The following is a 21,900-nucleotide window of genomic DNA, read 5'->3' as shown; positions in this document are numbered from 1 at the left end:
GCGAGGAGCGCTTAGGCGGCGAGGAGCGCCAGGTGCACCCCGCCCCGCAGCAGCGTCGCCCGGTGCGGCACCACGGTCAGCGCGGTGACCACGCCGACGACGGCCTGCGGCAGGCCGGCGGACGCGACGCCGGACTCGACGGTGGACGACACCGCCTTGACGGTGCGCGGCGCGCGAGGACCCGGGGCTCGTCACAACGGGCGGTCGTGGCCCCGCCAGTACGGCTCGCGGAGCCAGCGCTTGTAGAGCTTGCCGTTCGGGTCGCGGGGCATCGTCGTCACGAAGTCGACGGACCTGGGGCGCTTGTAGGCGGCCAGTCCGCTCGCGCAGTGGGCGAGGATGTCCGCGGCGAGGGACGCGTCCGGGGCGTGGCCGTCCGCCGCCTCCACGACGGCCTTGACCTCCTCGCCCCAGTCCGCGTGCGGGATGCCGAACACGGCGGCGTCGGCCACAGCCGGGTGCGTGAGCAGCACCGACTCGATCTCGGCCGGGTAGATGTTGACCCCGCCCGAGATGATCATGTCGATCTTGCGGTCGCGCAGGAAGAGGTAGCCGTCCTCGTCGAGGTACCCGAGGTCGCCGACGGTGAAGAAGTCGCCGACGCGGTTCCTCGCCGTCTTCTCCTCGTCCTTGTGGTAACTGAAGCCCCCCGTCGTCATCTTCATGTAGACCGTGCCGACCTCCCCCGGGGGCAGGCGCTTCCCGTCGTCGTCGAGCACGGCCAGCTCGCTGATGGGCCACGCCCTCCCCACGGTGCCGGGCTTCCTCAGCCAGTCCTCGGCCGTCGCGAAGGCTCCGCCGCCCTCGCTCGCCGCGTAGTACTCCTCGACGCAGTTCCCCCACCAGTCGATCATGGCTCGTTTGATGTGGTCCGGGCAGGGCGCGGCGCCGTGGACGGCGTGCCGCATGGAGGAGACGTCGTAGCGCTTCCTGACCTCGTCCGGCAGCGCGAGGAGCCGGTGGAACTGGGTGGGCACCATGTGGGTGTGCGTGCAGCGGTAGACGTCGATGAGCCGCAGCATCTCCTCGGGCCCCCACTTGTCCATCAAGACGAGCGGATGCCCGATGTGCAGGGCCGCCGTCGCGAACTGCAGCACGGCCGTGTGGTAGAGCGGCGAGCAGACGAGATGGACGTTCCCGTCGTACGGCTTGATCCCGAAGATGCCGAGGAACCCCCCGAGGTGCGTCTCCTCGGGCCTCTTTCCGGGCAGCGGCCGGCGGATCCCCCGGGGGCGGCCGGTCGTGCCGGAGGTGTAGTTCATGACCCAGCCGAGCGTGCGGTCCGCGGGCGGGGTCTCCGGCTGCCCGTCGAGCAGGTCGGCGTAGGGGCGAAATCCGGCCACCGCGCCCACGGCGTAGCGGCGGCCCGCGGGCAGCTTCGCCTCGTCGGCGGCGGCCGTCGCCGCGTCGGCGAAGCGTTCGTGCGCGATGAGGACTTCGGCACCGGAGTCGGACACGATCCAGGCGATCTCCGGGCCGACCAGGTGGTGGTTGACGGGGACGAGGTAGAGCCCGGCCTGGGCCGCGGCGAGGGCCGCGGTGACCAGTTCGGCGCCGTTGGGCAGGACCACGGCGAAGGCGTCGCCGCGCCGCAGCCCGGCCGCCCGCAGTCCGTGGACGAGCCGGTTGGCGGCGGCGTGCAGCCGTCCCGCCTCCCACTGCTCGCCGTCCGGGCAGGTCAGGACGGTGCGGCCGGGGTCGGCGGCGGCCTGTGCCCAGAAGCCGCCCGGAGTCCGGAGCGTGCCCGGATGGTGGGGCGCGCCCGGGACGCCCGGCTCCTGCGTCCCGCCCGGTCCGCCTGCGGGGTGGGTCATGACCGGCTCCTTCCTGCGATGCGGTTGATGCGGTCGACGGCACGCTCGAAGCCGCGGGTGAGGTCGTCGAACACGTCCTGGACGGGGCGTTCGGCGTTCATGCGGCCGACGATCTGACCGACCGGCGTGCCGAGCAGCGGCTCGGCCTCGTACCGCTGGATACGGGAGACGGCCTCGGCGACGAGGAGGCCCTGCAAGGGCATGGGCAGCGGGCCGGGACCGCCCGGGTCGTCCCAGGCGTCGGTCCACGCGGTGCGCAACTGGCGGGCGGGCTTGCCGGTCAGGGCGCGTGAGCGGACGGTGTCGCCGGAGCCCGCGGCCAGCAGTTTGGCCGTCAGCGCCCGGGAACCGAGCCGGGCTTCGGTGGTCGTGAGCCACAGCGAGCCGAGCCACACGCCCTGCGCGCCGAGCGCGAGACCGGCGGCGATCTGCTCACCGCTGCCGATGCCGCCGGCGGCGAGCACGGGCAACGGAGCGACGGCGTCCGCGACTTCGGGGGTGAGCACCATGGAGGCGATCTCGCCGGTGTGTCCGCCTGCCTCGTATCCCTGGGCGACGACGACGTCGATCCCCGCCTCGGCGTGGTGGCGGGCGTGCCGGGCGCTGCCCGCGAGCGCGGCGACGAGGACGCCGTGGTCGTGGGCGCGCTCGACGACGTCGGCGGGCGGAGAGCCGAGGGCGTTCGCGAGCAGGCGGACGGGGCGGTCGAAGGCGACGTCGAGCTGACGGCGGGCCACGTCCTCCATCCAGCCGGTGATGCGCCAGCCCGAGCTCTCGCCCTCGGCGAGTTCGGGAACGCCGTGCTCGGCGAGGGTGTCGCGGACGAACTGCCGGTGTCCTTCGGGGATCATCGCCTCCACATCGGCCTCGCTCACGCCCTCGACCTTCCTGGCGGGCATGACGACGTCGAGGCCGTACGGATTGCCGTCGGTGTGGTCGTGGAGCCAGTCGAGGTCGCGGGCGAGGTCGTCGGGCGCCGTGTAACGGACGGCGCCGAGGACGCCGAAGCCTCCCGCTCGGGAGATGGCGGCAGCCACCGCGGGGAACGGTGTGAAGCCGAAGATGGCGTGCTCGATGCCCAGTTGTCTGCTCAGCTCCGTCTCCATGGGCGCAGGATGCCGCAGGCCGCCGGACGAGGGAAGACATTTTCTGATGGATCGTCAGATTCTTTGGGGTGGTTGACACTCCACCGGTCCGGCAAGAAAGTTTCACGTGGCGCGGAAGATCCGAAAGATACTTTCAGGAAGGATTCCGTATGACCGAGGACGCAGCGGACAGAGGGAGCAGGGCGATCAGCCGGAGGAGACTGGGCAGCGGCCTGCTGGCGCTGGGCGGAGCGCTCACCCTCGCGTCCGTCCCCTTCGCGGCGCCGGCCACGGGTGCGCCCCTGGGCCCCGCTTCCGGTGGCGGCGGAGGGCCCGCCCACCGGCCGACGTTGCGGCGCGGCACCCCGGAGCGCGCCGGGCTGCTCGCCCCGCATCTCGACCGTCTCGTCACCGACGCCGAGTCGTTCCTGCGCCCGTCCCCCAAGCATCCCTGGTACGCCGGGGCGGTGCTGCTCGCCGGGCGGGGCGGCACGGTCGCCCTGCACCGGGCCATCGGGAAGGCGCTGCGCTACTCCTCGTACGACGAGGTGACCGACACGGCCGTGGAGCTGCCCGCGGACCAGCAGATCCCGATCGCCGAGGACACCGTCTTCGACCTGGCGTCCGTCTCCAAGCTGTTCACCTCGATCCTCGCCGTGCAGCAGATCGAGCGCGGCGCCCTGGCACTGGAGGCGGCTGTCGCCTCGTACGTGCCCGAGTTCGGCGGCGCGGGCAAGCAGGACATCACCGTGCGGCAGGTACTCACCCACACCTCCGGCCTGCGGGCCTGGATCCCGCTCTTCAAGGAGCCCACGCAGGAGGGCCGGCTGCGCCTGCTGTGGAACGAGGCCCCGGCGAACGCCCCCGGCACCCGATACCTCTACTCCGACCTGAATCTGATCGCGCTCCAGCTCGTCCTGGAGAAGATCACCGGTCGCACTCTGGACGCCCTGCTCCACGACGAGATCACCGCTCCGCTCGGCATGGACCGCACCCGCTTCAACCCGCCCGCCGCGTGGAAGCCTCAGATCGCCGCGACCGAGGACGCCCGGCTGCCCTGGTCGGGGCTGGAGCGCGGACTGGTGTGGGGGGAGGTCCACGACGAGAACGCGTACAGCTTCGGCGGCGTCGCGGGCCACGCCGGTGTCTTCTCCCGCGCGTGGGATCTCGCGATCCTCGCCCGCACCCTGCTCAACGGCGGCGTCTACGGCCGCTCCCGCATCCTCGCGCCGGAATCCGTCGAGCTGATGTTCACCGACTTCAACACGGCGTTCCCCGGCGACGAGCACGGCCTCGGCTTCGAGCTGCACCAGCACTGGTACATGGGCGCCATGGCCACGCCCCGGACCGCCGGTCACACCGGATTCACCGGCACCAGCCTGGTTCTCGACCCGACCACCGACTCGTTCCTGGTCCTCCTCGGGAACTCCGTCCACCCCGTGCGCAGTTGGCGTTCGGGCAGTGCGCCCCGCGTGGCGGCGGCCAACAACCTCGCGCGTGCCGTCGCCGTACGTCCGGCGCACGGGCGCACCGCCTGGTTCGGCGGCATGGCGGGCGCCACGACCGCCACCCTCACCCTGCCACCGCTCGGGCCCGCGGCCGGACGGCTCGGCTGTTTCCTGTGGTGGGACACCGAGCCCGGCGCGGACCGGGTGTTCCTGGAGGCGTCGGCGGACGGCGGGGCGAGCTGGCAGCCGGTGCCGTTCACGACCACGCACCCCGACGAAGGGGAGCAGCAGCATCCCGCGGGCACGGCGACCGGCTGGTCGGGGCGCGTCTGGCACCGGTTGTCGGCGGACCTCTCGGCGTGGCGCGGCGCGGAGGTGTGCCTGCGCTGGCGGTACACCACCGACCGGCTCTACGTCGGGCGCGGGGTGTACGTGAACGCGATGCGCGTGGACGACGAGCACGGCCGCACGCTCTTCGACGAGGCGCGCCCCTCGGACGCCGCGCGGATCGAGGCGGTCGGCTGGGCGCCGTCGCGCGACTGAGCGACGATCGCGACGGCCCGCGCGCCGTCCCCGGGCCGAGACCCCGGCCGCGAAACCGTCCCGGGGCCCGGGGTGAGGCGCTCACCGGCCCAGCGCCGCCATCGCGGCGTTGTGGCCGGGCACGCCGCTGACCCCGCCGCCGCGTACCGCGCCCGCGCCGCACAGCAGGACGTTGGCGTGCGCCGTCTCCACACCCCAGCGTCCCGTCTCGTCCGTCGCGTAGGGGAACGACAGGTCCCGGTGGAAGATGTGCCCGCCGGGCAGTCGCAGTTCGTGCTCCAGGTCGAGCGGGGTCTTCGCCTCGATGCACGGCTCGCCGTTCGCGTCGAGGGCGAGGCAGTCCGCGATCGGCTCCTCCAGGTACGAGTCGAGCTCGGCAAGCGTGGCAGCCAGCAGTTCGGCGCGCACGGCGTCGTTGTCGGCGGCGAACAGCCGCGCCGGGGTGTGCAGTCCGAACAGGGTCAGCGTCTGGTGGCCCTGCGCCACCAGCTCCGGCCCGAGGATCGACGGGTCGGTCAGCGAATGGCAGTAGATCTCGGAGGGAGGGGCACTGGGCAGCCGGCCCGCCGCCGCTTCCCGGTAGGCCGTCGCCAACTGCTCGTAGCCCTCGGAGACATGGAAGGTCCCGGCGAACGCGTCCTTCGGGTCCACGCCGCGGTCGCGCAGCCGCGGCAGCCGGCGCAGCAGCATGTTCACCTTCAGCTGGGCGCCCTCGGCGGCTGCCGGCGGTTCCTCGCCGAGCAGGGCGGCGAGCGCCTGCGGGGAGGCGTTCACCAGCACCTGCCGGGCGGCGACCGTCCCTTCCGCGTCGGGGGTGCGGAAGGTGACCTCTGCTCGCGCGCCGTCCGTCTCGACACCGGTGACCTCGTGCGCGACGGCGATCTCCGCGCCGGCCGCGCGGGCCGCGGCGGCCAGCGCGTCGGTCAGCGCCCCCATGCCGCCGACGGGCACGTCCCAGTCGCCCGTGCCGCCGCCGATCACGTGGTACAGGAAGCAGCGGTTCTGCGGCAGGGACGGGTCGTGGGCGTCGGCGAACGTGCCGATCAGCGCGTCCGTGAGGACCACGCCCCGGACGAGGTCGTCGGCGAACCGCTTCTCGATCGCGACCCCGATCGGCTCCTCGAACAGCATCCGCCACGCGGTCTCGTCGCCGACGCGCTCGCGCAGCTCCTCCCGGGAGGGCAGCGGCTCGGTGAGCGTCGGGAACACGCGCCCGGCGACCTCGCGCGTGAGGCCGTAGAACTCCTGCCAGGCCGCGTACTCCCGCTCCCCGCCGGTGGTCCTGGCGAACGACTGCGCCGTTCCGGGCCCGCCGACCAGCAGTCCGCCGCTGCCGCGGGGCGTGTACGAGGAGACGGTGCGCTTGCGGACGGCGAAGTCCAGTTCGAGATCGCGCACGATCTTGTCGGGCAGCAGCGAGACGAGGTACGAGAACCGCGACAGGCGCGCGTCGACGCCCGGGAAGGGACGGGTCGAGACGGCCGCTCCTCCGGTGGTCCCGCTGCGTTCCAGCAGCAGGACCGAGCGTCCGGCGCGGGCGAGGTAGGCAGCGGCGACCAGGCCGTTGTGGCCGCCGCCGACGATGACGGCGTCGTACGAGGCGTGTGCGGGCATGGCCGGACCCTAACCCCTCCCGGCCCGCGGCGCGCCCCCTCCGGCCGGCATGATCCGGTGACGACGCCCAGGTCAGCCTCCGGGTGCGCCGCTCCGCTGCTGCCGGAGCGCCGCGACCCGCCGGTACACCTCCACGGCCTCCGCGTGGCGGCCGAGCTGTTCGAGGCAGTGCGCCTCGTCGTTGCGGCTGGCCAGGGCGTCCGGATGGCCGGGGCCGAGGACACGCTCGCGCGCTTCGGCGACGTGCCGGTAGACGGCGTACGCGTCGTGCCAGCGGCCCAGCCAGCCGAGGGCGACGGCCACCTCGCGGCGGCTGACGAGCGTGTCGGGGTGGTCCGCGCCGAGGACCCGCTCGCGCAGCGCGCACACCTCGCGCGCCTCCCCCAGCGCCTCCGGCCAGCGGGCGAGGCGGCCCAGGTTGACCCCGAGGGTGTGCCGGGCGCGCAGCGTCTCGGGGTCGGTGGGGCCCTGAGAACGGGTGCGGTCGTCGACGAGCGCCCGGAACAGGTCCAGGGCTTCGGCGCTGCGGCCGAGGCGGCCGAGGCTGATACCGGCCTCGTAGCGCGCGGCGAGCGTGTCCGGGTGGTCGGGACCGAGCGCCTGCGCGCGGGCGGCGGCGACGTCCCGGTAGGTGGCGAGCGCCTCGTCCCAGCGGCCGAGCCGGCCGAGGGCGTGGGCGACCTCGTAGCGGGTGACGAGCGTGTCGGGGTGGCCGGCCCCGAGGACGCGGGCGCGCGCCGTCGCCACGTCGTCGGCCATGCGGTGGGCCTCCTCGATCAGGCCGAGGCGGCTCAGATTGAACGCCAGGTTGTGCCGGCAGCGCAGGGTGTCCGGGTGGTCGGGGCCCATGGTCCGCTCGCGGGAGGCGAGGACCGCCTCGTACACGTCGCGCGCCTCCGCGTACCTGCCCAGGCGGCCCAGCACGTACGCGGTCTCCTGGCGCGCGGCGAGCGTGTCGGGGTGGTCCGGGCCGAGTGCGCGCTCCCGGCCCTCGGCGACGTACGCGAACTCCGTCAGCGCCTCGGCCGCCCGGCCGGTCCTGCTGAGGGTGAAGGCGATCTCGTACCGGCTGGCGAGGGCGTCGGGATGGTCCGGGCCGAGCAGCGCGGCCCGTTCCTCGGCGACCGCGCGGTGCACCTCGCCGGCCTCGTCCCAGCGGCCGAGCCGGCCGAGGCTCAGGCCGGCGCTGTGGCGGCTGGCGAGGACGGCGAGGAGTTCGGGCTGCGGAGTGGGGCGCTCCCCGCCGCCGTGGAAGGTGACGGAGGGAGGGCGGGCCTGCGCGGGCCCACAGGGGATCGCGGGCGGGTTGGTCCAGGCCCCGGTCAGCGCGGCGGTGTGGTCGGGCAGGGGCGGCCGCACGGCCGTCGTGCCCACGGCCTTGTGACCGGTCGTCATACCGCGTGTCCAGTCGGGCAGCGGGGGCTCGCCTCCTGCGGACGCCTCCGGCAGGCGCGGGACCGGGACGGCCGGGGGGCCGCCGTCACCCGGGCGGCGGGCGGCGCCGATGCGGCGGCGCAGGTCGCCCGCGTCCCGGGGCCTTTCCTCGGGCGTCTTGGCGAGCAGGTCGAGCACGATCCGCTCCAGGAAGCCGGGGACCTCCTCCCGTACCTCGCGCAGCGGTCTCGGCGCGGTGTCCCGGTGGCCGACGAGGATCGACCAGGTGTCTTCGAGGTCGAACGGCGGAGCGCCGGTGGCCAGTTCGTACAGGACGCAGCCGAGCGAGTACAGGTCGCTGCGGTGGTCCACGGCGCTGCCGCCGATCTGCTCCGGCGACATGTAGTGCGGCGTGCCCATGGCGATGCCGGTGCCGGTCAGCTTGGCGGTGAAACCGATGTCCTCGCCCAGGCGCGCGATGCCGAAGTCGCAGATCTTCACCGCTCCGCCGCTCAGCCGCATGATGTTGGCGGGCTTGAGGTCGCGGTGCACGATGCCCTGGTCGTGGGTGTAGGCGAGGGCGTCGGCGATCTGGTCGGCGATGTCGATGACGTCGCCGACGGGCAGCGGCTGCTGCTTGTTGTCCTCCATCAGCTGGCTGAGGTTGCGGCCCTCCAAGAGCTCCATCACGAGGTAGAGGACGCCGTCGTGTTCGCCGAAGTCGTGGACGACGGTCACGCCGCGGTGCTGGAGCGCGGCCGCGACCCGGGCCTCGCGGCGGAACCGCTCCCGCAGGACGTCGGAGAAGGACTGGTCGTGGTGGGTGCCCATCGGTTTCAGGCACTTGACCGCCACCCGCCTGCCGAGCGACTCGTCACGGGCCCGCCACACCTCGCCCATGCCGCCGCGCCCGATGAGATCGAGCAGTCGGTACCGGCCGTGGATCAGCCTGGTCTCCGCCATCTCGTGCTGTCGCCCCCGTCGCTGTCCTGCGCCCTCCCCGGCCCGTCCAGTATGGCGGCCTGTCTGCGGAGTTTGTACGGGGTGGGGCGCGTGGCGGCCCGAGACTGCCGTCGCTTTCAGCCTGGACGCGCCACGCGTGCGACCACTAGCCTCCTCGCACCTACTCACTTTGTTGACTATTCGTGGAGGCGACCATGAAGTCATTCCGCCGAGCCGTCGAGGCGAACGACCACGCCGCGATCGAGGCGCTCCTCGCCGAGGACGTCGTCTTCACCAGCCCTGTGGCCTTCAAGCCCTACGCGGGAAAGGCGATCACGGCGGCCGTCCTGCGCGGGGTGTCCCGCGTGTTCACCGACTTCCACTACGTGCGGGAGATCACCGGTCAGGACGGACGCGACCACGCCCTGGTCTTCCGGGCCAAGGTCGGCGACCGGGAGATCACCGGCTGCGACTTCCTGCACCTCGACGAGCAGGGGCTCATCGACGACTTCATGGTGATGGTCCGCCCGCTCTCCGCCGCGCAGGCGCTGGCAGCGGCCATGGGAGAGCAGTTCGACCGGATCGCCGGCGAAGCCACCGGTACGGCGAAGGCGCAACAGGCCTGAGCCGACTACGAAGCGATCGTCGGCGGCGCCGGCCCGTCACACCATGTCAGCGGCGTACCCGCGGCATCCCCAGTCCTGTCCAGGAGATGATCTCGCGCTGGATCTCGTTGTTGCCGCCACCGAAGGTGAAGATGACCGCGGAGCGGTAGCCGCGTTCGAGTTCGCCGTGCAGGACGGCTCCGGCCGAGCCCTCCTTGAGGGGGCCGGCGGCTCCCACGACCTCCATCAGCCAGGCGTAGGCGTCGCGCCGGGCCTCGGAGCCGTAGACCTTGACGGCGGAGGCGTCCTGCGGGGTGAGGGTGCCGTCCTGGACGGCGTTCACCATCTGCCAGTTGAGCAGCTTCATGGCGTCGAGGCGGGTGTGCGTACGGGCGAGCCGGCCCCGCACCCAGCCCAGGTCGATGACCCGGCGGCCGTCGGCGAGCTTGGTGTCGGCGGCCCAGCGCTGGACGTCCTGCAGGGCGCGGATGGCCATGGTGCCGTGAGCGGCGAGAGTGACGCGTTCGTGGTTGAGCTGATTGGTGATCAGCCGCCAGCCCTTGTTCTCCTCGCCGACGCGGTGGGAGACGGGGACGCGGACGTTCTCGTAGTAGCCGGCGGTGGTGTCGTGGGAGGCGAGGGTGTTGATCAGGGTGCAGGAGTACCCGGGGTCGGACGTCGGCACGAGGAGCATGGTGATGCCCTTGTGGGGCGGAGCCTCGGGGTCCGTGCGCACGGCGAGCCACACCCAGTCGGCGGTGTCGCCGTTGGTGGTCCAGATCTTCTGCCCGTTGATGACGTACTCCTCGCCCTCGCGCACCGCGCGGGTCCTGAGCGAGGCGAGGTCGGTGCCCGCCTCGGGTTCGCTGTAGCCGATGGCGAAGTCGATCTCGCCGGAGAGGATTCCCGGCAGGAAGCGTGCCTTCTGTTCGTCGCTGCCGAACTGCATGATCGTCGGGCCGACGGTGTTCAGTGCCATCAGCGGCAGCGGCACGCCCGCCTGGGCCGCCTCGTCGAAGAAGATGAACTGTTCCATCGGGCTCAGGCCGCGGCCGCCGTACTCCTTCGGCCAGCCCACCCCGAGCCAGCCGTCCGCGCCGAGGCGGCGGATCGTCTCGCGGTAGAAGCGTTTGCGGGCGGCCGGCTCGACGTAGCGGCTGTATGCGTGGTCGGGGACCAGTTCGGCGAAGTAGGCGCGCAGTTCGGCGCGCAACTGCTGTTGTTGCGGCGTGTAGCGAAGGTGCACGGCCCCTCCAGGCGTCTCGCGGTCCGTCCCTTGCGCGGCGGCGCACACAGTAGAACGTGTTGCAGGAATCCGGAAGGGCCGTGCGCGGCCTACAGAGAGCGGTACACCGCGTCGACGAGCGCCATCTTGCGCGGGTCGTCGGCGATGCGCGGGCCCATGCGGTTCATGACGTACCCGAGGCTGAGTCCGGCCTCGGGGTCGGCGAGGCCGCACGAGCCGCCGAAGCCGTCGTGGCCGAACGCGCGGGGGTTGGGCCCATACGAGCCGTTGGCGCCGCTCAGCCACAGGCCGAGGCCGACCTCCGTGTCGTGCGCGAAACCTGGACCGAGTACCAGGTCGCGGCAGCTTCCCTGCCCCTCGCGGACCCGTTCCGCGGCCTCCGCGCTCAGCACCCGGCGGCCGCCGAGCACTCCGCGCCCGGCGAAGATCCCGTACAGCGCGGCGACGGCGCGTGCGGTGGCGTGTCCGTTGGCCGCCGGCACCTGGGCGGCGCGCCACTGCGGCGAGTTGGCCCCGTCCGCGCCGACCACGGGGTTGAGCAGGGCGGCGTGCGCGAGTGGCGACAACTGCTGGAAGACCGCGGCCTGTTCCGCCGTGGGCGGGACCCGCGGATGCTCCAGTTCCGCGACGCGGCCGGTCTCCTCCCCGGGCACCCCGAGGGTGAAGTCGATACCGAGCGGCCCGGTGATCTCCTGCCGGAGGAAGTCACCCGGCAGCTGCCCCGTGATCCGCCGGACGACCTCGCCGACCAGATGGCCGTACGTCAGCGCGTGGTAGCCGGAGCGGGTGCCGGGCTCCCACCAGGGCTCGGTCGCGGCCAGCCGGGCACAGGTCAGCTCCCAGTCGCACAGCTCGTCGAGCGAGTGCGGCGCGCGAAAGCCCGCGAGCCCGGCCCGATGGGACAGCAGGTGGCGCACGAGCACCTTCTCCTTGCCCGCTGCGGCGAACTCCGGCCAGTACAAGGCCACCGGCACGTCCAGGTCGAGCTGCCCCCGGTCGGCGAGCAGATGCGCGCACAGGGCCGTCGGGCCCTTGGTGGTCGACCACACGTTGACCAGGGTGTCGCGCTCCCAGGCTCTGGTGCGGGCGGGGTCCGCCCAGCCGCCCCACAGGTCGACGACCGTCTCACCGCCGACCAGCACGGTCACGGCGGCGCCCAGCTCGCCGCGTTCACGGAAGTTGTCCTCGAAGGCAGCGCGCACGGCCGCGAAGCGCTCGTCGCAGTGGCCGTCGATCCGGGATGCGTCGTCCTGGAGTGCGCCGTCGTTGCCGCGAACCGCCATGGGAAACCTCCGTCGCCTGGATCCTGTCGGGGGAGGGCCGCCGTGCCCGGCCCAGAGGCAACGTACCGACCGGTCGGACTGAAGGGGAAGGGGGCGTGCGGAGCGGGCCGGCGGGTGAGCGAGGATGGGCGGGAAGACGCGCAGCGCCGCACACGTTCCGCCCTGGAAGGACGACCGGATGGCCCCCGACGAGCACGACGCCCCCGTACTGCTGCGCGCCGAGGGCCGCGCCGCGTTCATCACGCTGAACCGCCCGCGCGCGATCAACGCCCTGACCCACCCCATGGTCCTCACGATCGACGCCGCGCTCGCCGGCTGGGAGAGCGACGGCGCCGTCGCCACCGTGGTGGTCTCCGGGTCCGGCGAGCGGGGACTGTGCGCGGGCGGCGACATCCGCGCCATCCACGACGACGCGCGAGCGGGCGGCCGGGCGTCGGTCGGCTTCTGGCGCGACGAGTACCGGCTCAACGCCCGTATCGCCCGCTTCCCCAAGCCGTACGTGGCGCTCATGGACGGCATCGTGATGGGCGGCGGCGTCGGGGTGTCGGCCCACGGCAGCGTCCGCATCGTCACCGAGCGCTCCAGGATCGCGATGCCGGAGACGGGCATCGGCTTCGTCCCCGACGTGGGTGGCACCCACCTGCTGGCGCGGGCGCCGGGCGAACTGGGCACGCACCTGGCTCTCACCGGAGAGGCGGTCGGCGCGGGCGACGCGCTCCTGCTCGGTCTCGCCGACCACTTCGTCCCGTCCGCCCGGCTGGCGGACCTGGCGGCGGCGGTCGCGTCCGAGGACGTGACCGCGGCGGTGCGGCGGTACGCGGAGCCGGCCCCGGCCGGCCGGCTCGCCGGGGCGCGCGGGTGGATCGACCACTGCTACGCGGCGGACACGGTGGAGGACATCGTCGAGCGCCTCCTCGCGTCCGGGGAGAGCGAGGCGAAGGAGACCGCCGAGACGATCCTCGGCCGCTCGCCGCGGTCCCTGAAGGTGACGCTGGAGTCGATCCGCCGGGCGCGGGTGCTGGGCGAGCTGGAGCCGGTACTCGAGCAGGAGTTCCGTGTCTCGTGCGCGGTCCTGTCCTCGCCCGACCTCGTGGAGGGCATCCGGGCACAGGTCGTCGACAAGGACCGCCGCCCGCGCTGGTCCCCGCCGGAGCTGAGCGGGGTGACGCGGGCGGAGGTGGAACGCCATTTCGCTGCACCGGAGGTCGGGGGCCTCGGGCTCGCGCGCTGACGCGGCCGGGCGGGGTCGCGGCGGGGGCGTCCCGCACGGCGGGGCGGGCGGGGGGCTTTTCCCCACCCCGCCCCTTCCCGTAACTGGGGGCTCCGCCCCCAGGCCCCCTGCCGGGGGAGGGAGATGGGGGCTGACGCCCCTCTCCCCTGCACGGCGGCAGCTCCGCGCCGCGGGGCGCCTGCGGCCCGGGCCCGCCGGGGCCCAGAGGACCCCGGCGGGCCCGGGCGTTACGCCGCGTCGCGGTGGCGGGATTCCGCCGCGGTCGTCACCGTGACCGGGACCGTGTGTGTCGCGCCGTTCACCGTCACCGCCAGCGTGACGCTGCCCTGGCGCAGCGCCGTGAGCAGGCCCGTCGACGGGTCGAACGACGCCGCGTGCCGGGGGCGGGCGTCCTGCGCGCGGCCGATGTGCAGGTTCGGCGAGCCGGACCAGTCCACGCTCATCGGCCACGCCACCGGTACGCGCCGCGCGCCCTGCTGCACCGTCGCCCGCGCGTCGCCGCTCTCCCCGGGCTGCAGCACGGCGGGCGCGTCGAGCGTCAGCGCGTCCGCGTGGGCCCGGGTCTGGACCGAGACCCAGTCGGGGCGCGGGCCCCACGGGGCGCGGCGGCCCGCAGCCTGGTCGGCGCGGGAGACCTCGTCGACACCGACGAGGGACCAGCCGGTGAAGCCGCCCTCGTCCGCCGGGCCGGCCGGGGCCTTTCCGGAGTTGCCGTTGACGAGGTAGGTAACGCCGTCCACGTGCGCGGCGTGGAAGACCCCGACGTGGCTGCCGATCAGTCCGGCCCCCTTGCCGGTCGTACGGCGGAACCGGGCGAGCCAGTCCTCGACCAGCGCGGCCTCCTTGCGGTCGCCGAGCTGGCTGCCCTTCTGGACGGTCGGGTCCCGCGGCGGCACGTGCTCGATGACCATGACCGATCCGATGCCCGGGTCGGCGGCCGCGGCGTCGAGCTGGGCGCGCAGTGCCTTGATCTGGGCGAGGCCGCCGCCGCGCAGGCTCAGGCTGGAGGTGTCGAGCGTGACGAAGCGCGTGCCGCGATGGTCGAACACCCGGTGCGCGGGACCGAATTCGGCCACGAAGTTGTCGATCCTCCCGCCCATCACCTCGTGGTTGCCCGGTACGTAGTACCAGGGCAGGGCGTCCCCGAGTTCCTCGGTCAGCACGCGGCGTGCGAAGGCCAGGTCGGCCGGGGAGCCCTCGTCCACGAGGTCGCCGTTGACGACGAGGAAGTCGGGACGGGCGGCCCTGATCTCCCTGAGCGTCCTGCGTGCCTGGCCGACGATGGGGCTGTCGGGGTCCCGGGCGACGAACTGCGCGTCCGACATGACGGCGAAACGCCAGTCCCGTGCCCCGGTCACGGCGGCCGAGTCGACGAGAGGGTCGGCGACGCGCGGCGGATCGGGCAGGTCCACGCCGGGCGGCACCTGGGCGTCGAGTCCGTCGATCACGATCCGGCCGGTGTACTGCCGGTTCGCGGCGGTCTCGGCGAGATAGAAGCGGTACACGGACAGCGGTGTGGCGGCGCCGGGCGGCACGGCGAAGGTGACCTGCCGCCAGCCGGTCCAGGTGACGTAGGGCCCGCGCAGCAGCTGGTCGGATCCGGCGGCGTCCTTCAGGTGCAGGGTGGGCCAGGCCCCGTTGCCGTCGCCCTTGATCCAGAGCGTGAAGGTCTGCGGCTGCCCGGGGACGGCGATCGGCTGCGGCGGGGCCGCGTAGGCGGCGCGCGTCGCGGTCGACCGGGTGAAGTCGTAGCTGATCTCCAGTCCGGTTCCGCTGCGTCCGTCGGGCGTGGGGGCGAGGGAGCCTCCCGCGCGGGCGTGGCTGAACTTCCACTGCGCGGCGTCGTCGAACGAGCTGACGGCCTGCTGGGCGAGGCCGACGCTCACCGCGAGCACGGTGGTGACGCCGCCCGCGGTCGCGGTGATCCGCCCCGCGGCGTCGCCGCCCGTGCGGGAACTGACGGTGAAGGAGCCGCTGCGCTCGGCGCGGACGGTGAACCGTTCGCGGTCGTAGTCGAGTCGGACGTCGTCCGGTTCGACGGGGGCGCTGTTGCCCTGGGCGTCGTACCCGACGATGCCGAACGTGCCGGTGGCGGAGGCGTCGGCGAGTCCCACACGCCGGACGGTCGGTTCGATGCGCGCCAGGTCGTCGAGGACGGTCAGGCGGATGCTGCCATGGACGCCCGCGCGTGCGGCGCGGATCTCGGTGTCGCCGCTGTCACGGGCGTGGAAGACGCCCTGGTCGTCGACGCGCCCGACGGACGCGTCGATCGAGAGCCAGTGGGGCGTGCCGGCGGCGGGTCCGTACGTCTCGTCGTACCCGGCGGCGGCGAGGCGGCGGGTCAGGCCGGGGAACACCCGCTCGGGGTGACCGCCCTTGACGGGGTCGGCGGTGGGAGCGCCGGCCGCGGGCATCGCGGTCTCCACCCAGTACCCGCGCAGCCTTCCGCTGCCGTCGGGGGCGGTGAGGGCGAGGCCGTTGGGGACGTCGCGTTCGCTGCCGTCGGAGGGGCTGTTCTCCACCTGGAGGGCGTCGCTGCCGGGTTCGCGGGCGACGAGGGTGGAGGAGCCGCCGCCGTCGAGGTTGAGGGCGTTGTGCGCGCCGGCCTTCTCCATCATCAGGCCGAGTTCGGTGAGGGTGACGCCGCCGCTGTCGGCCTGCCGCCCGTCGACGGTGATGACGTGCATCGACCGGCCGTCCCGCGAGAACCCGACGGCGGTACGGGGCGCGGTGGCGTTGTTGCCCGCGCCGTCGTGGTTCTGGGGTACGCCGTCGACGACGAGGAGTTCGCGGCCTCCGACGGCCGTGCGCGGTACGGGTCCGCTGTCGGTGCGTGGCCGGTACTCCACCGACACCGGGTCGCCGGGCCGCAGTGCCGCGAGTACGGCGGCCCCCGCCTCCCGGCCGACGAGGACGGTGGTGCCGTCGGGGACGGGCCCGCTGCCGGGCCGGTCGTGCACGGCGACGACCTTGCCCTCGCGGACGACGGCCTCGGCGACGGGGGTCGCGGCGTCGACGGTGAGGCCACGGTCCGCCTCGCCCCAGGCGGCGGTGTACGCGCCGATGCCGCCTGCCGGGACATTGGCGGCGTTGTAGGCGCCGAGGGGGTGGGCGCCGCCGGGGACGGTCAGGATGCCGTCGAAGTACAGCTGGAGGACCCGTCCCGCGCCCCCGGGCCCGATGCCGACGGCCCGGTGCGCGCCCGGTGCGGGTGAGTGGGTGAGCTGCCCGTCGCGGATGCCGGCGCCCTGGGGCGCGCCGGTCTGGTTGATGTCGAAGAAGTCGGCGTTGATGGCGGCGACGGTGCGCCTGCCCGGGCCGGGGTCGTGCCGCGCGGCCAGGTCGGAGACGCTGTTGCGGTCCGCGACCTTGCCGGAGGAGAGGTAGTCCGCCCGGACGCCGGCGCCGCCGAGGTCGACGGAGAGTTCGTCGACGCGCAGCCACTTGGCGGCCTCGAGCCGGTCGTAGGAGGTGAGTTCGACGCCGGGCGCGACGGGCCGCCGGCTGCGGGCGGTCTCGATGCCGTCCTCGTCGGCCACCGCGGCATGAGTTCCGCCGGGGTTGCTGGCGGGTGGCGGGGCGATGGGCCGCAGTATCTCGGCGGTCTCGCGGGGCGGCGGGTCGGGTGTCGGGTCGGCGGCGGCGGGGACGCTCGCCCCGGCCGCCAGTGCGGACAGCGTCGCGAGGAGCACGACGGTGTGTCTTGCTCTGCCAAGGCCCACAACTTCTCCCGGAGTCAGGCTGGTTGAGCTCGTAGTAAGCGCTGTCGGCGCACAGCATCGCGGCGCGCGGGCGCGCGCACCAGAGGGTGCGGGCAACGCGCGGGAGAACGGTGGCTGTCGTGCTCGTCGACGAGGCCGCGGCGGAGCGGGCCTTCACCGGGGCGTCTTCGCCCCCCACGGGGTACGCCGACCGGCCGTCACCACGCGATGTGCGCGAGGCGTTGCGCCGGTTGGGAGATCGGCTGTCGCCACGTCCGGAACAGCCCCGTGGCGGGCCGGTGGACGACGGCGAGGGAATCGGCGCGACCGCGATGCGCAATGTCGCTTGTTCGCGGGTGAGTTCGCCCCCGGGATCTCGTGGGCGTCGACGGCTGAAGGGGTTGCGCGAGCGAGGGCGGCGAGGCGCGCCCCTGGGCGCAGGCGGTCGTCCGTCCCGGGAAAGAGCGGGGGCTGCCGGGCCGTTGCCGGCCCGGCAGCCCCTGCGGGTCGCGGTGCGTCAGTCCTGGACGCCGCGGCGCCTGCGCGCCGCCCACGTGATGCCACCGCCGGCCGCGATGACCACGGCGGCCGCCGCCGCGATCAGCGGCGTCGAGCTCGACGAACCGGTCTCGGCCAGGCCGGGCGAGGAGGTGCTCGGCGCGGGCGCCGGCGTGGCGGGCGCCGAGGTGCTCGGCGTCTCACTGGGCGTGTCGCTCGGCGTCGGCGAAGGAGGCGTCGGGGTCGGGGTCGGGGTCGGGGACTCGTCCTCGCACACGGGTGCCGTCTTCGTCTCGTCGCGCCCGTACTGGTCGCCGTCGCTCGCCGTGATGACGAGGCGGACGGAGACCTCCTTGTCGTGCTCGGGGAGCTTCAGCGTCCTGCTGAAGTCGTTCGTGAACGTCTCGGTCGGCAGCAGGTCCTTGCCGTCGACCGTGACGGTCACCGTGTTCCGGGCCTTGTGGCCGTAGTTGGTCAGTTCGAGGCTGACCTCGTCGCAGGTCACCGACCACGTGGGGGTGTGGGCGACCGCGGGGGCGGCAGCGAGCCCGACCCCGAGCGCGCCGATCGCGGCGGCGGCTATGAGAGCCCCGGAACGCCACCGCGTTCTGCTGATTTCTGTCACTGTTCCTCCATGGGTGACACGCCTCCACTGCCGGCGTGTGCGCGCAGAGTACAGCCGGGGCACCGGCGAATCGCACGCGCCCGAAAACCCTGTGAAGGAAGACGGCTGATTTCGTGTCAGCCCTTGGGCCGTTCCTTCATGCGCGTCCAGACGGGCAGGACGAACCAGCACACGACGAACCAGACCACCATGCCGACGACGAGCCAGGAGGCGTGTGCGTCGTCGACCACGACGCGCAGGATGAGCAGAAGCGCCGACGCCATCGTGCACAGCAGCAGTACCAGGCCCAGCATGGTCAGCCGGGACGCCCAGGCCACCGTCTGCGGCTTGAGACGCCTGCCGGTCAGCAGGCGGTGGAAGGAGACCGGCCCGACGAGGACCCCGGTGGTCGCGGCGCCCAGCAGGACGGTCACGGTGTAGATGATGCGGTCGGTGCCGGTGAGCTCCGTGAAGCGTGGCTGAAAGGCGACGGTGAGCAGGAAACCGAAGAGGATCTGTACGCCGGTCTGCGCGACGCGCAACTCCTGGAGCAGATCGCCGAACCGGCGGTCCGCCCGCTCCTCCTCCGTCTCGTCACGGCCCCGCCGGCCGCCTTCGCTGGTCTTTTCCATCACGGGCTCCCTTCGGGTCGGGCGGTGCGCTCGCGCCTGCACAGCACCTGCCGGGCCGGGGTGACCGGCAAACCGCCCACGAAACGGATCAGCGGCGCAACGACGCCAGTCGGCGGCCGGCCGGGCCGAGTGACCTGCTGCCGTCCGCGGTCGCCTTCCACGGCTCGGCGCGCGCCTGGTCCGGCGCGTCGGCGATCGTCCAGCGCCGTGCGGTGAGTCCGGGGTCGTCCAGCTGGTCCCAGCCGATGGGCACGGCCACCGGGGCACCGGGTTTCGCCCGTACCGAGTACGGGGCGACGGCGGTCTGCGCGTATCCGTTGCGCTGCACGTCCAGGTACAGACGGTCCCCCCGCGCCTGTTTGCGCACCGCCGTGGTGAGGTGACGGGGGTCGCGGGCGGCGAGCGTCTCGGCCACCTCCTGCGCGAAGGCCCGGGTCTCGTCGAAGCCGGAGGTGCCGGACAGCGGAACGACGACATGCAGTCCGCGGGATCCGGTGGTCATCAGCTGGGCGGGCAGCCGCAGTTCGCCGAGCAGTTCGCCGAGCCCGCGGGCGGCCCTGCGTACCGCCTCGAAGTCGGCGCCGGGCGGATCGAGGTCGAAGACGAGCCGGTCGGGGTGGCCCGGCCTCTTCACCCGGGACTGCCAGCGGTGGAAGGTGACGCACGCCTGGTCGACGAGGTACATGAGTGCGGCGGTGGTGCCGCACACGGTGTGCACGACGGTGCCGCCCTCCTTCTCGACCTCCGCCCTGCCCACCCAGTCCGGGTAGTGCTCCGGGGTGTGCTTCTGCATGAACCGGGGGCCGCCGACACCGTCCGGGTGCCGCTCCGGCATCAGTGGCCTGCCGCGCAGATGGGGAAGCATGTACGGCGCGATGGCGCGGTAGTAGGCGGCGAGATCGGCCTTGCTGATCCCGTCGTCGGGAAACAGCAGCTTGTCGGGGCGTTTGATCTCGACGCTGCGCCCGCCCGCCGTCACCCGGTGCGCGCTCATGGACTCACCATCGCCTCCGCGACGAGCAGCCGCACGGCCGCGGCGATCGACTCGGCGTCGATGCCCGCCGCGTGCAACTGCTCGCGGGACGTGGCGGACGCGGGTACGCCGCGTACCCCGAGGCGTACGAGCCGGGGCGAGGGGCGCCCGTCGGCGAACGCCTCGGCCACCGCGTCGCCGAGACCGCCCTCGAGGTGGTGGTCCTCGACGGTGATCAGGCAGCCGGTGTCGTCGGCGGCCGTCTGCAGGGTCGCGGTGTCGACGGGCTTGACGCTGTACGCGTCCACGACACGGACCGCGATCCCCTCCCGGTCGAGTGCGTGGGCGGCGGCCAGCGCCTCGTGCACGGTCACGCCGGCGGCGATGACGCAGGCGCGGTCGCGGCCGGAGGAGCGCAGTGTCTTGGAGCCGCCGACGGGGAACTCCTCGTCCCGGCCGTAGAGCACCGGCATGTCGGAGCGACTGGTGCGCAGGTAGCTGATGTTCGGCAGGTCGGCCATGGCGGCGACGAGCCGGGCGGTCTGCGGGCCGTCGCAGGGGTACAGCACGGTGCTGCCCGGCACCGCGCGGAACATGGCCAGGTCCTCCAGGCCCATCTGCGAGGGACCGTCCTCGCCGATGGCGACACCGGCGTGCGAGCCGACGAGGTTGATCGAGGCGCGGCTGACGGCGGCCATGCGGACGAAGTCGTGCGCGCGGGTGAGGAAGGCGGCGAAGGTGCAGGCGAAGGGGACGTAGCCGCGGGCGGCCATGCCGACGGCGGCCGCGACCAGCTGCTGTTCGGCGATGTAGCACTGGAAGTAGCGACCCGGGTGCTCCTTGGCGAACAGATCGGTGCGGGTGGAGTCGCCGACCTCGGCGTCGAGGGCGACGACGTCGGTGCGCGCGGAGCCGAGGGCGGCGAGGGCCTGCCCGCAGGCGGTGCGGGTGGCGACCTGGTCACCGATCTCGTACACCGGCAGGGTCAGTCCGCCGCCGCGCCGGTGGAGCACACGCACCTCGGGCGGGCGCGCCACCTCGACCCGGGCGTCGCGGACGCCGCCGAGTTCCCTGATGGCCTCTTCCGCGTCCGGGAGCGGCTTGCCGTGCTTGCCCTCCTGGTCCTGCACGGCGGCCACCCCGTGTCCCTTGTGGGTCCGGGCGAGCACGGCGGTGGGGCGGCCGGTCGTGGCGGCCGCGTCGGTGAGCGCGGCGTCGATCGCCGCGACGTCGTGCCCGTCGATGCGCAGCGTGTGCCAGCCGAACGCCTCCAGCCGGCGGGCGTAGGCGTCGAGGTCCCAGCCGAACCGGGTGGGGCCCCGCTGCCCGAGCCGGTTGACGTCGACGATCAGGGTCAGGTTGTCGAGCTCCTCGTACGCCGCGTGCGCGACGGCCTCCCACACGGAACCCTCCGCCATCTCGCTGTCGCCGGAGAGGACCCAGACCCGGTAGGGGATCTGGTCGAGCCTCTTCCCGGCGAGCGCCATGCCGACGCCGACCGGCAGTCCCTGCCCCAGGGACCCGGTGGCCACGTCGACCCAGGGCAGCCGTGGTGTCGGATGGCCTTCGAGACGGCTGTCCCGTTTGCGGAAGGTCAGCAGCTCGTCCTCGTCGATCGCCCCGGCGGCCCGGAAGAGGGCGTACAGCAGGGGCGACGCATGACCCTTGGAGAGCACGAGCCGGTCGTTGCCGGGGTGCTCGGGCCGGGTGAAGTCGTAGCGCAGATGGCTCGCGAGGAGTACGGCGCCGATGTCGGCCGCGGACATGGAGGACGTGGGGTGTCCGGAGCCCGCGGCGTCGGCCGCGCGTACCGCGTCGACGCGCAACTGCTGTCCGAGCTCGGCCAGTTGTTCGGCTTGGACTGATGAGACACGCATCTCTTCGCTCCTTGGGAGGGGGCCGCGGACGCGGACGTGGCAAGCGCTCTGCGGGTGCCCGCTGGCCCGGCGGTCAAACCGGTACCGGCTGGGGCACCCTTCCCCTGTGGGGGCGAAAAGGGCAGGTCACTCGTAGGTGCGGTGGTTCGGCCTGTCCTCGACGACCGGTGTCGAGGGGGGTACGACGACGCGGCGGCGCCTGGCGATGCTCGTGAAGGTGGCCACGCCGATGAAGCCGACGGCCATGAGGATCACGCCGATGACGTCGAGATTCGCGCCCTTGACCTCCCAGTCGGTGGCGAACGTGAGTATTGCTCCGGCGGCGATCAGGATGATGCACCCGCCCAGACCCATGTGACTCACCTCTTCCGTTCCGCGCGTCTTGGGTTCCGTTTCGCGCTGATTCTCTGGTCCGATGCAGGTACCCGAC

At 73.4% G+C, this 21,900-nt stretch carries 16 protein-coding genes; 3 read left to right on the top strand and 13 right to left on the bottom strand.

The window, feature by feature from the left end:
• Positions 1-11: 11 nt before the first annotated feature.
• The 3 genes from ACWD0A_RS03645 to ACWD0A_RS03635 are packed head-to-tail and all read right to left on the bottom strand — an operon-like array spanning position 12 to position 2,920.
• On the bottom strand, positions 12-152 hold the full coding sequence (locus tag ACWD0A_RS03645) for a hypothetical protein (protein WP_451294248.1): 141 nt from the start codon (positions 150-152) through the stop codon (positions 12-14).
• A gap of 39 nt (positions 153-191) precedes the next feature.
• Positions 192-1,814, bottom strand: coding sequence for an acyl-CoA synthetase (locus tag ACWD0A_RS03640; RefSeq protein ID WP_451294246.1), 1,623 nt, complete (start codon positions 1,812-1,814; stop codon positions 192-194).
• Entirely contained in the window at positions 1,811-2,920 is a 1,110-nt protein-coding gene (locus tag ACWD0A_RS03635) for an NAD(P)H-dependent flavin oxidoreductase (RefSeq protein ID WP_451294244.1), read from the bottom strand. Before ACWD0A_RS03635 ends, ACWD0A_RS03640 begins: the two co-directional genes overlap by 4 nt.
• Before the next feature lie 149 nt (positions 2,921-3,069).
• Between ACWD0A_RS03635 and ACWD0A_RS03630 the strand changes: the two genes are divergently transcribed.
• Entirely contained in the window at positions 3,070-4,890 is a 1,821-nt protein-coding gene (locus ACWD0A_RS03630; protein WP_451294242.1) for a serine hydrolase, read from the top strand.
• A gap of 81 nt (positions 4,891-4,971) precedes the next feature.
• Here the strand turns inward: ACWD0A_RS03630 and ACWD0A_RS03625 are convergent, their stop codons facing one another.
• On the bottom strand, positions 4,972-6,504 hold the full coding sequence (locus tag ACWD0A_RS03625) for a phytoene desaturase family protein (RefSeq protein ID WP_451294240.1): 1,533 nt from the start codon (positions 6,502-6,504) through the stop codon (positions 4,972-4,974).
• 72 nt (positions 6,505-6,576) lie between these two features.
• The gene (locus ACWD0A_RS03620) at positions 6,577-8,841 is read right to left on the bottom strand and encodes a tetratricopeptide repeat protein (RefSeq protein WP_451294238.1); all 2,265 of its coding nucleotides are present in this window, start codon (positions 8,839-8,841) and stop codon (positions 6,577-6,579) included.
• 194 nt (positions 8,842-9,035) lie between these two features.
• Here ACWD0A_RS03620 and ACWD0A_RS03615 point away from each other — a divergent pair, with 194 nt between their 5' ends.
• Entirely contained in the window at positions 9,036-9,446 is a 411-nt protein-coding gene (locus ACWD0A_RS03615) for a nuclear transport factor 2 family protein (protein ID WP_451294236.1), read from the top strand.
• A gap of 46 nt (positions 9,447-9,492) precedes the next feature.
• On the opposite strand, the gene ACWD0A_RS03610 is transcribed toward ACWD0A_RS03615, so the two are convergent.
• Together ACWD0A_RS03610 and ACWD0A_RS03605 are read right to left on the bottom strand one after the other, a co-directional pair.
• Positions 9,493-10,671: an acyl-CoA dehydrogenase family protein gene (locus ACWD0A_RS03610; RefSeq protein WP_451294234.1), complete on the bottom strand. Its 1,179-nt coding sequence runs from the start codon at positions 10,669-10,671 to the stop codon at positions 9,493-9,495.
• Positions 10,672-10,760: 89 nt separating this feature from the next.
• Positions 10,761-11,954 carry a serine hydrolase domain-containing protein gene (locus ACWD0A_RS03605; protein ID WP_451294232.1) on the bottom strand — a complete coding sequence of 398 codons (1,194 nt, stop codon included), beginning with the start codon at positions 11,952-11,954 and terminating at the stop codon, positions 10,761-10,763.
• Between the two features lie 178 nt (positions 11,955-12,132).
• On the opposite strand from ACWD0A_RS03605, the gene ACWD0A_RS03600 reads away from it, so the two are divergent.
• The gene (locus ACWD0A_RS03600; RefSeq protein WP_451294577.1) at positions 12,133-13,185 is read left to right on the top strand and encodes an enoyl-CoA hydratase/isomerase family protein; all 1,053 of its coding nucleotides are present in this window, start codon (positions 12,133-12,135) and stop codon (positions 13,183-13,185) included.
• A gap of 227 nt (positions 13,186-13,412) precedes the next feature.
• Here ACWD0A_RS03600 and ACWD0A_RS03595 read toward each other — a convergent pair whose 3' ends face one another.
• The 6 genes from ACWD0A_RS03595 to ACWD0A_RS03570 form a co-directional block, all read right to left on the bottom strand.
• Complete coding sequence (locus tag ACWD0A_RS03595) at positions 13,413-16,877, bottom strand: phosphodiester glycosidase family protein (RefSeq protein ID WP_451294230.1); 3,465 nt, start codon at positions 16,875-16,877, stop codon at positions 13,413-13,415.
• Positions 16,878-17,403: 526 nt separating this feature from the next.
• Positions 17,404-18,009, bottom strand: coding sequence for an LAETG motif-containing sortase-dependent surface protein (locus tag ACWD0A_RS03590; RefSeq protein WP_451294228.1), 606 nt, complete (start codon positions 18,007-18,009; stop codon positions 17,404-17,406).
• A 116-nt stretch (positions 18,010-18,125) separates the two neighbouring features.
• Positions 18,126-18,620, bottom strand: coding sequence for a DUF6328 family protein (locus ACWD0A_RS03585; RefSeq protein ID WP_451294226.1), 495 nt, complete (start codon positions 18,618-18,620; stop codon positions 18,126-18,128).
• A gap of 88 nt (positions 18,621-18,708) precedes the next feature.
• Positions 18,709-19,614, bottom strand: coding sequence for a non-homologous end-joining DNA ligase (gene ligD / locus ACWD0A_RS03580; protein WP_451294224.1), 906 nt, complete (start codon positions 19,612-19,614; stop codon positions 18,709-18,711).
• Positions 19,611-21,470, bottom strand: a complete 1,860-nt coding sequence (locus ACWD0A_RS03575) for a transketolase (RefSeq protein ID WP_451294222.1) — start codon at positions 21,468-21,470, stop codon at positions 19,611-19,613. The genes ligD and ACWD0A_RS03575 overlap by 4 nt, the downstream gene beginning before the upstream one ends.
• Positions 21,471-21,596: 126 nt before the next feature.
• Positions 21,597-21,824: a hypothetical protein gene (locus tag ACWD0A_RS03570; RefSeq protein ID WP_307717077.1), complete on the bottom strand. Its 228-nt coding sequence runs from the start codon at positions 21,822-21,824 to the stop codon at positions 21,597-21,599.
• Positions 21,825-21,900: the final 76 nt, after the last annotated feature.

The organism is Streptomyces sp. NPDC002867 (assembly GCF_053591895.1).
This window is presented reverse-complemented; position numbering and strand designations above follow the sequence as displayed.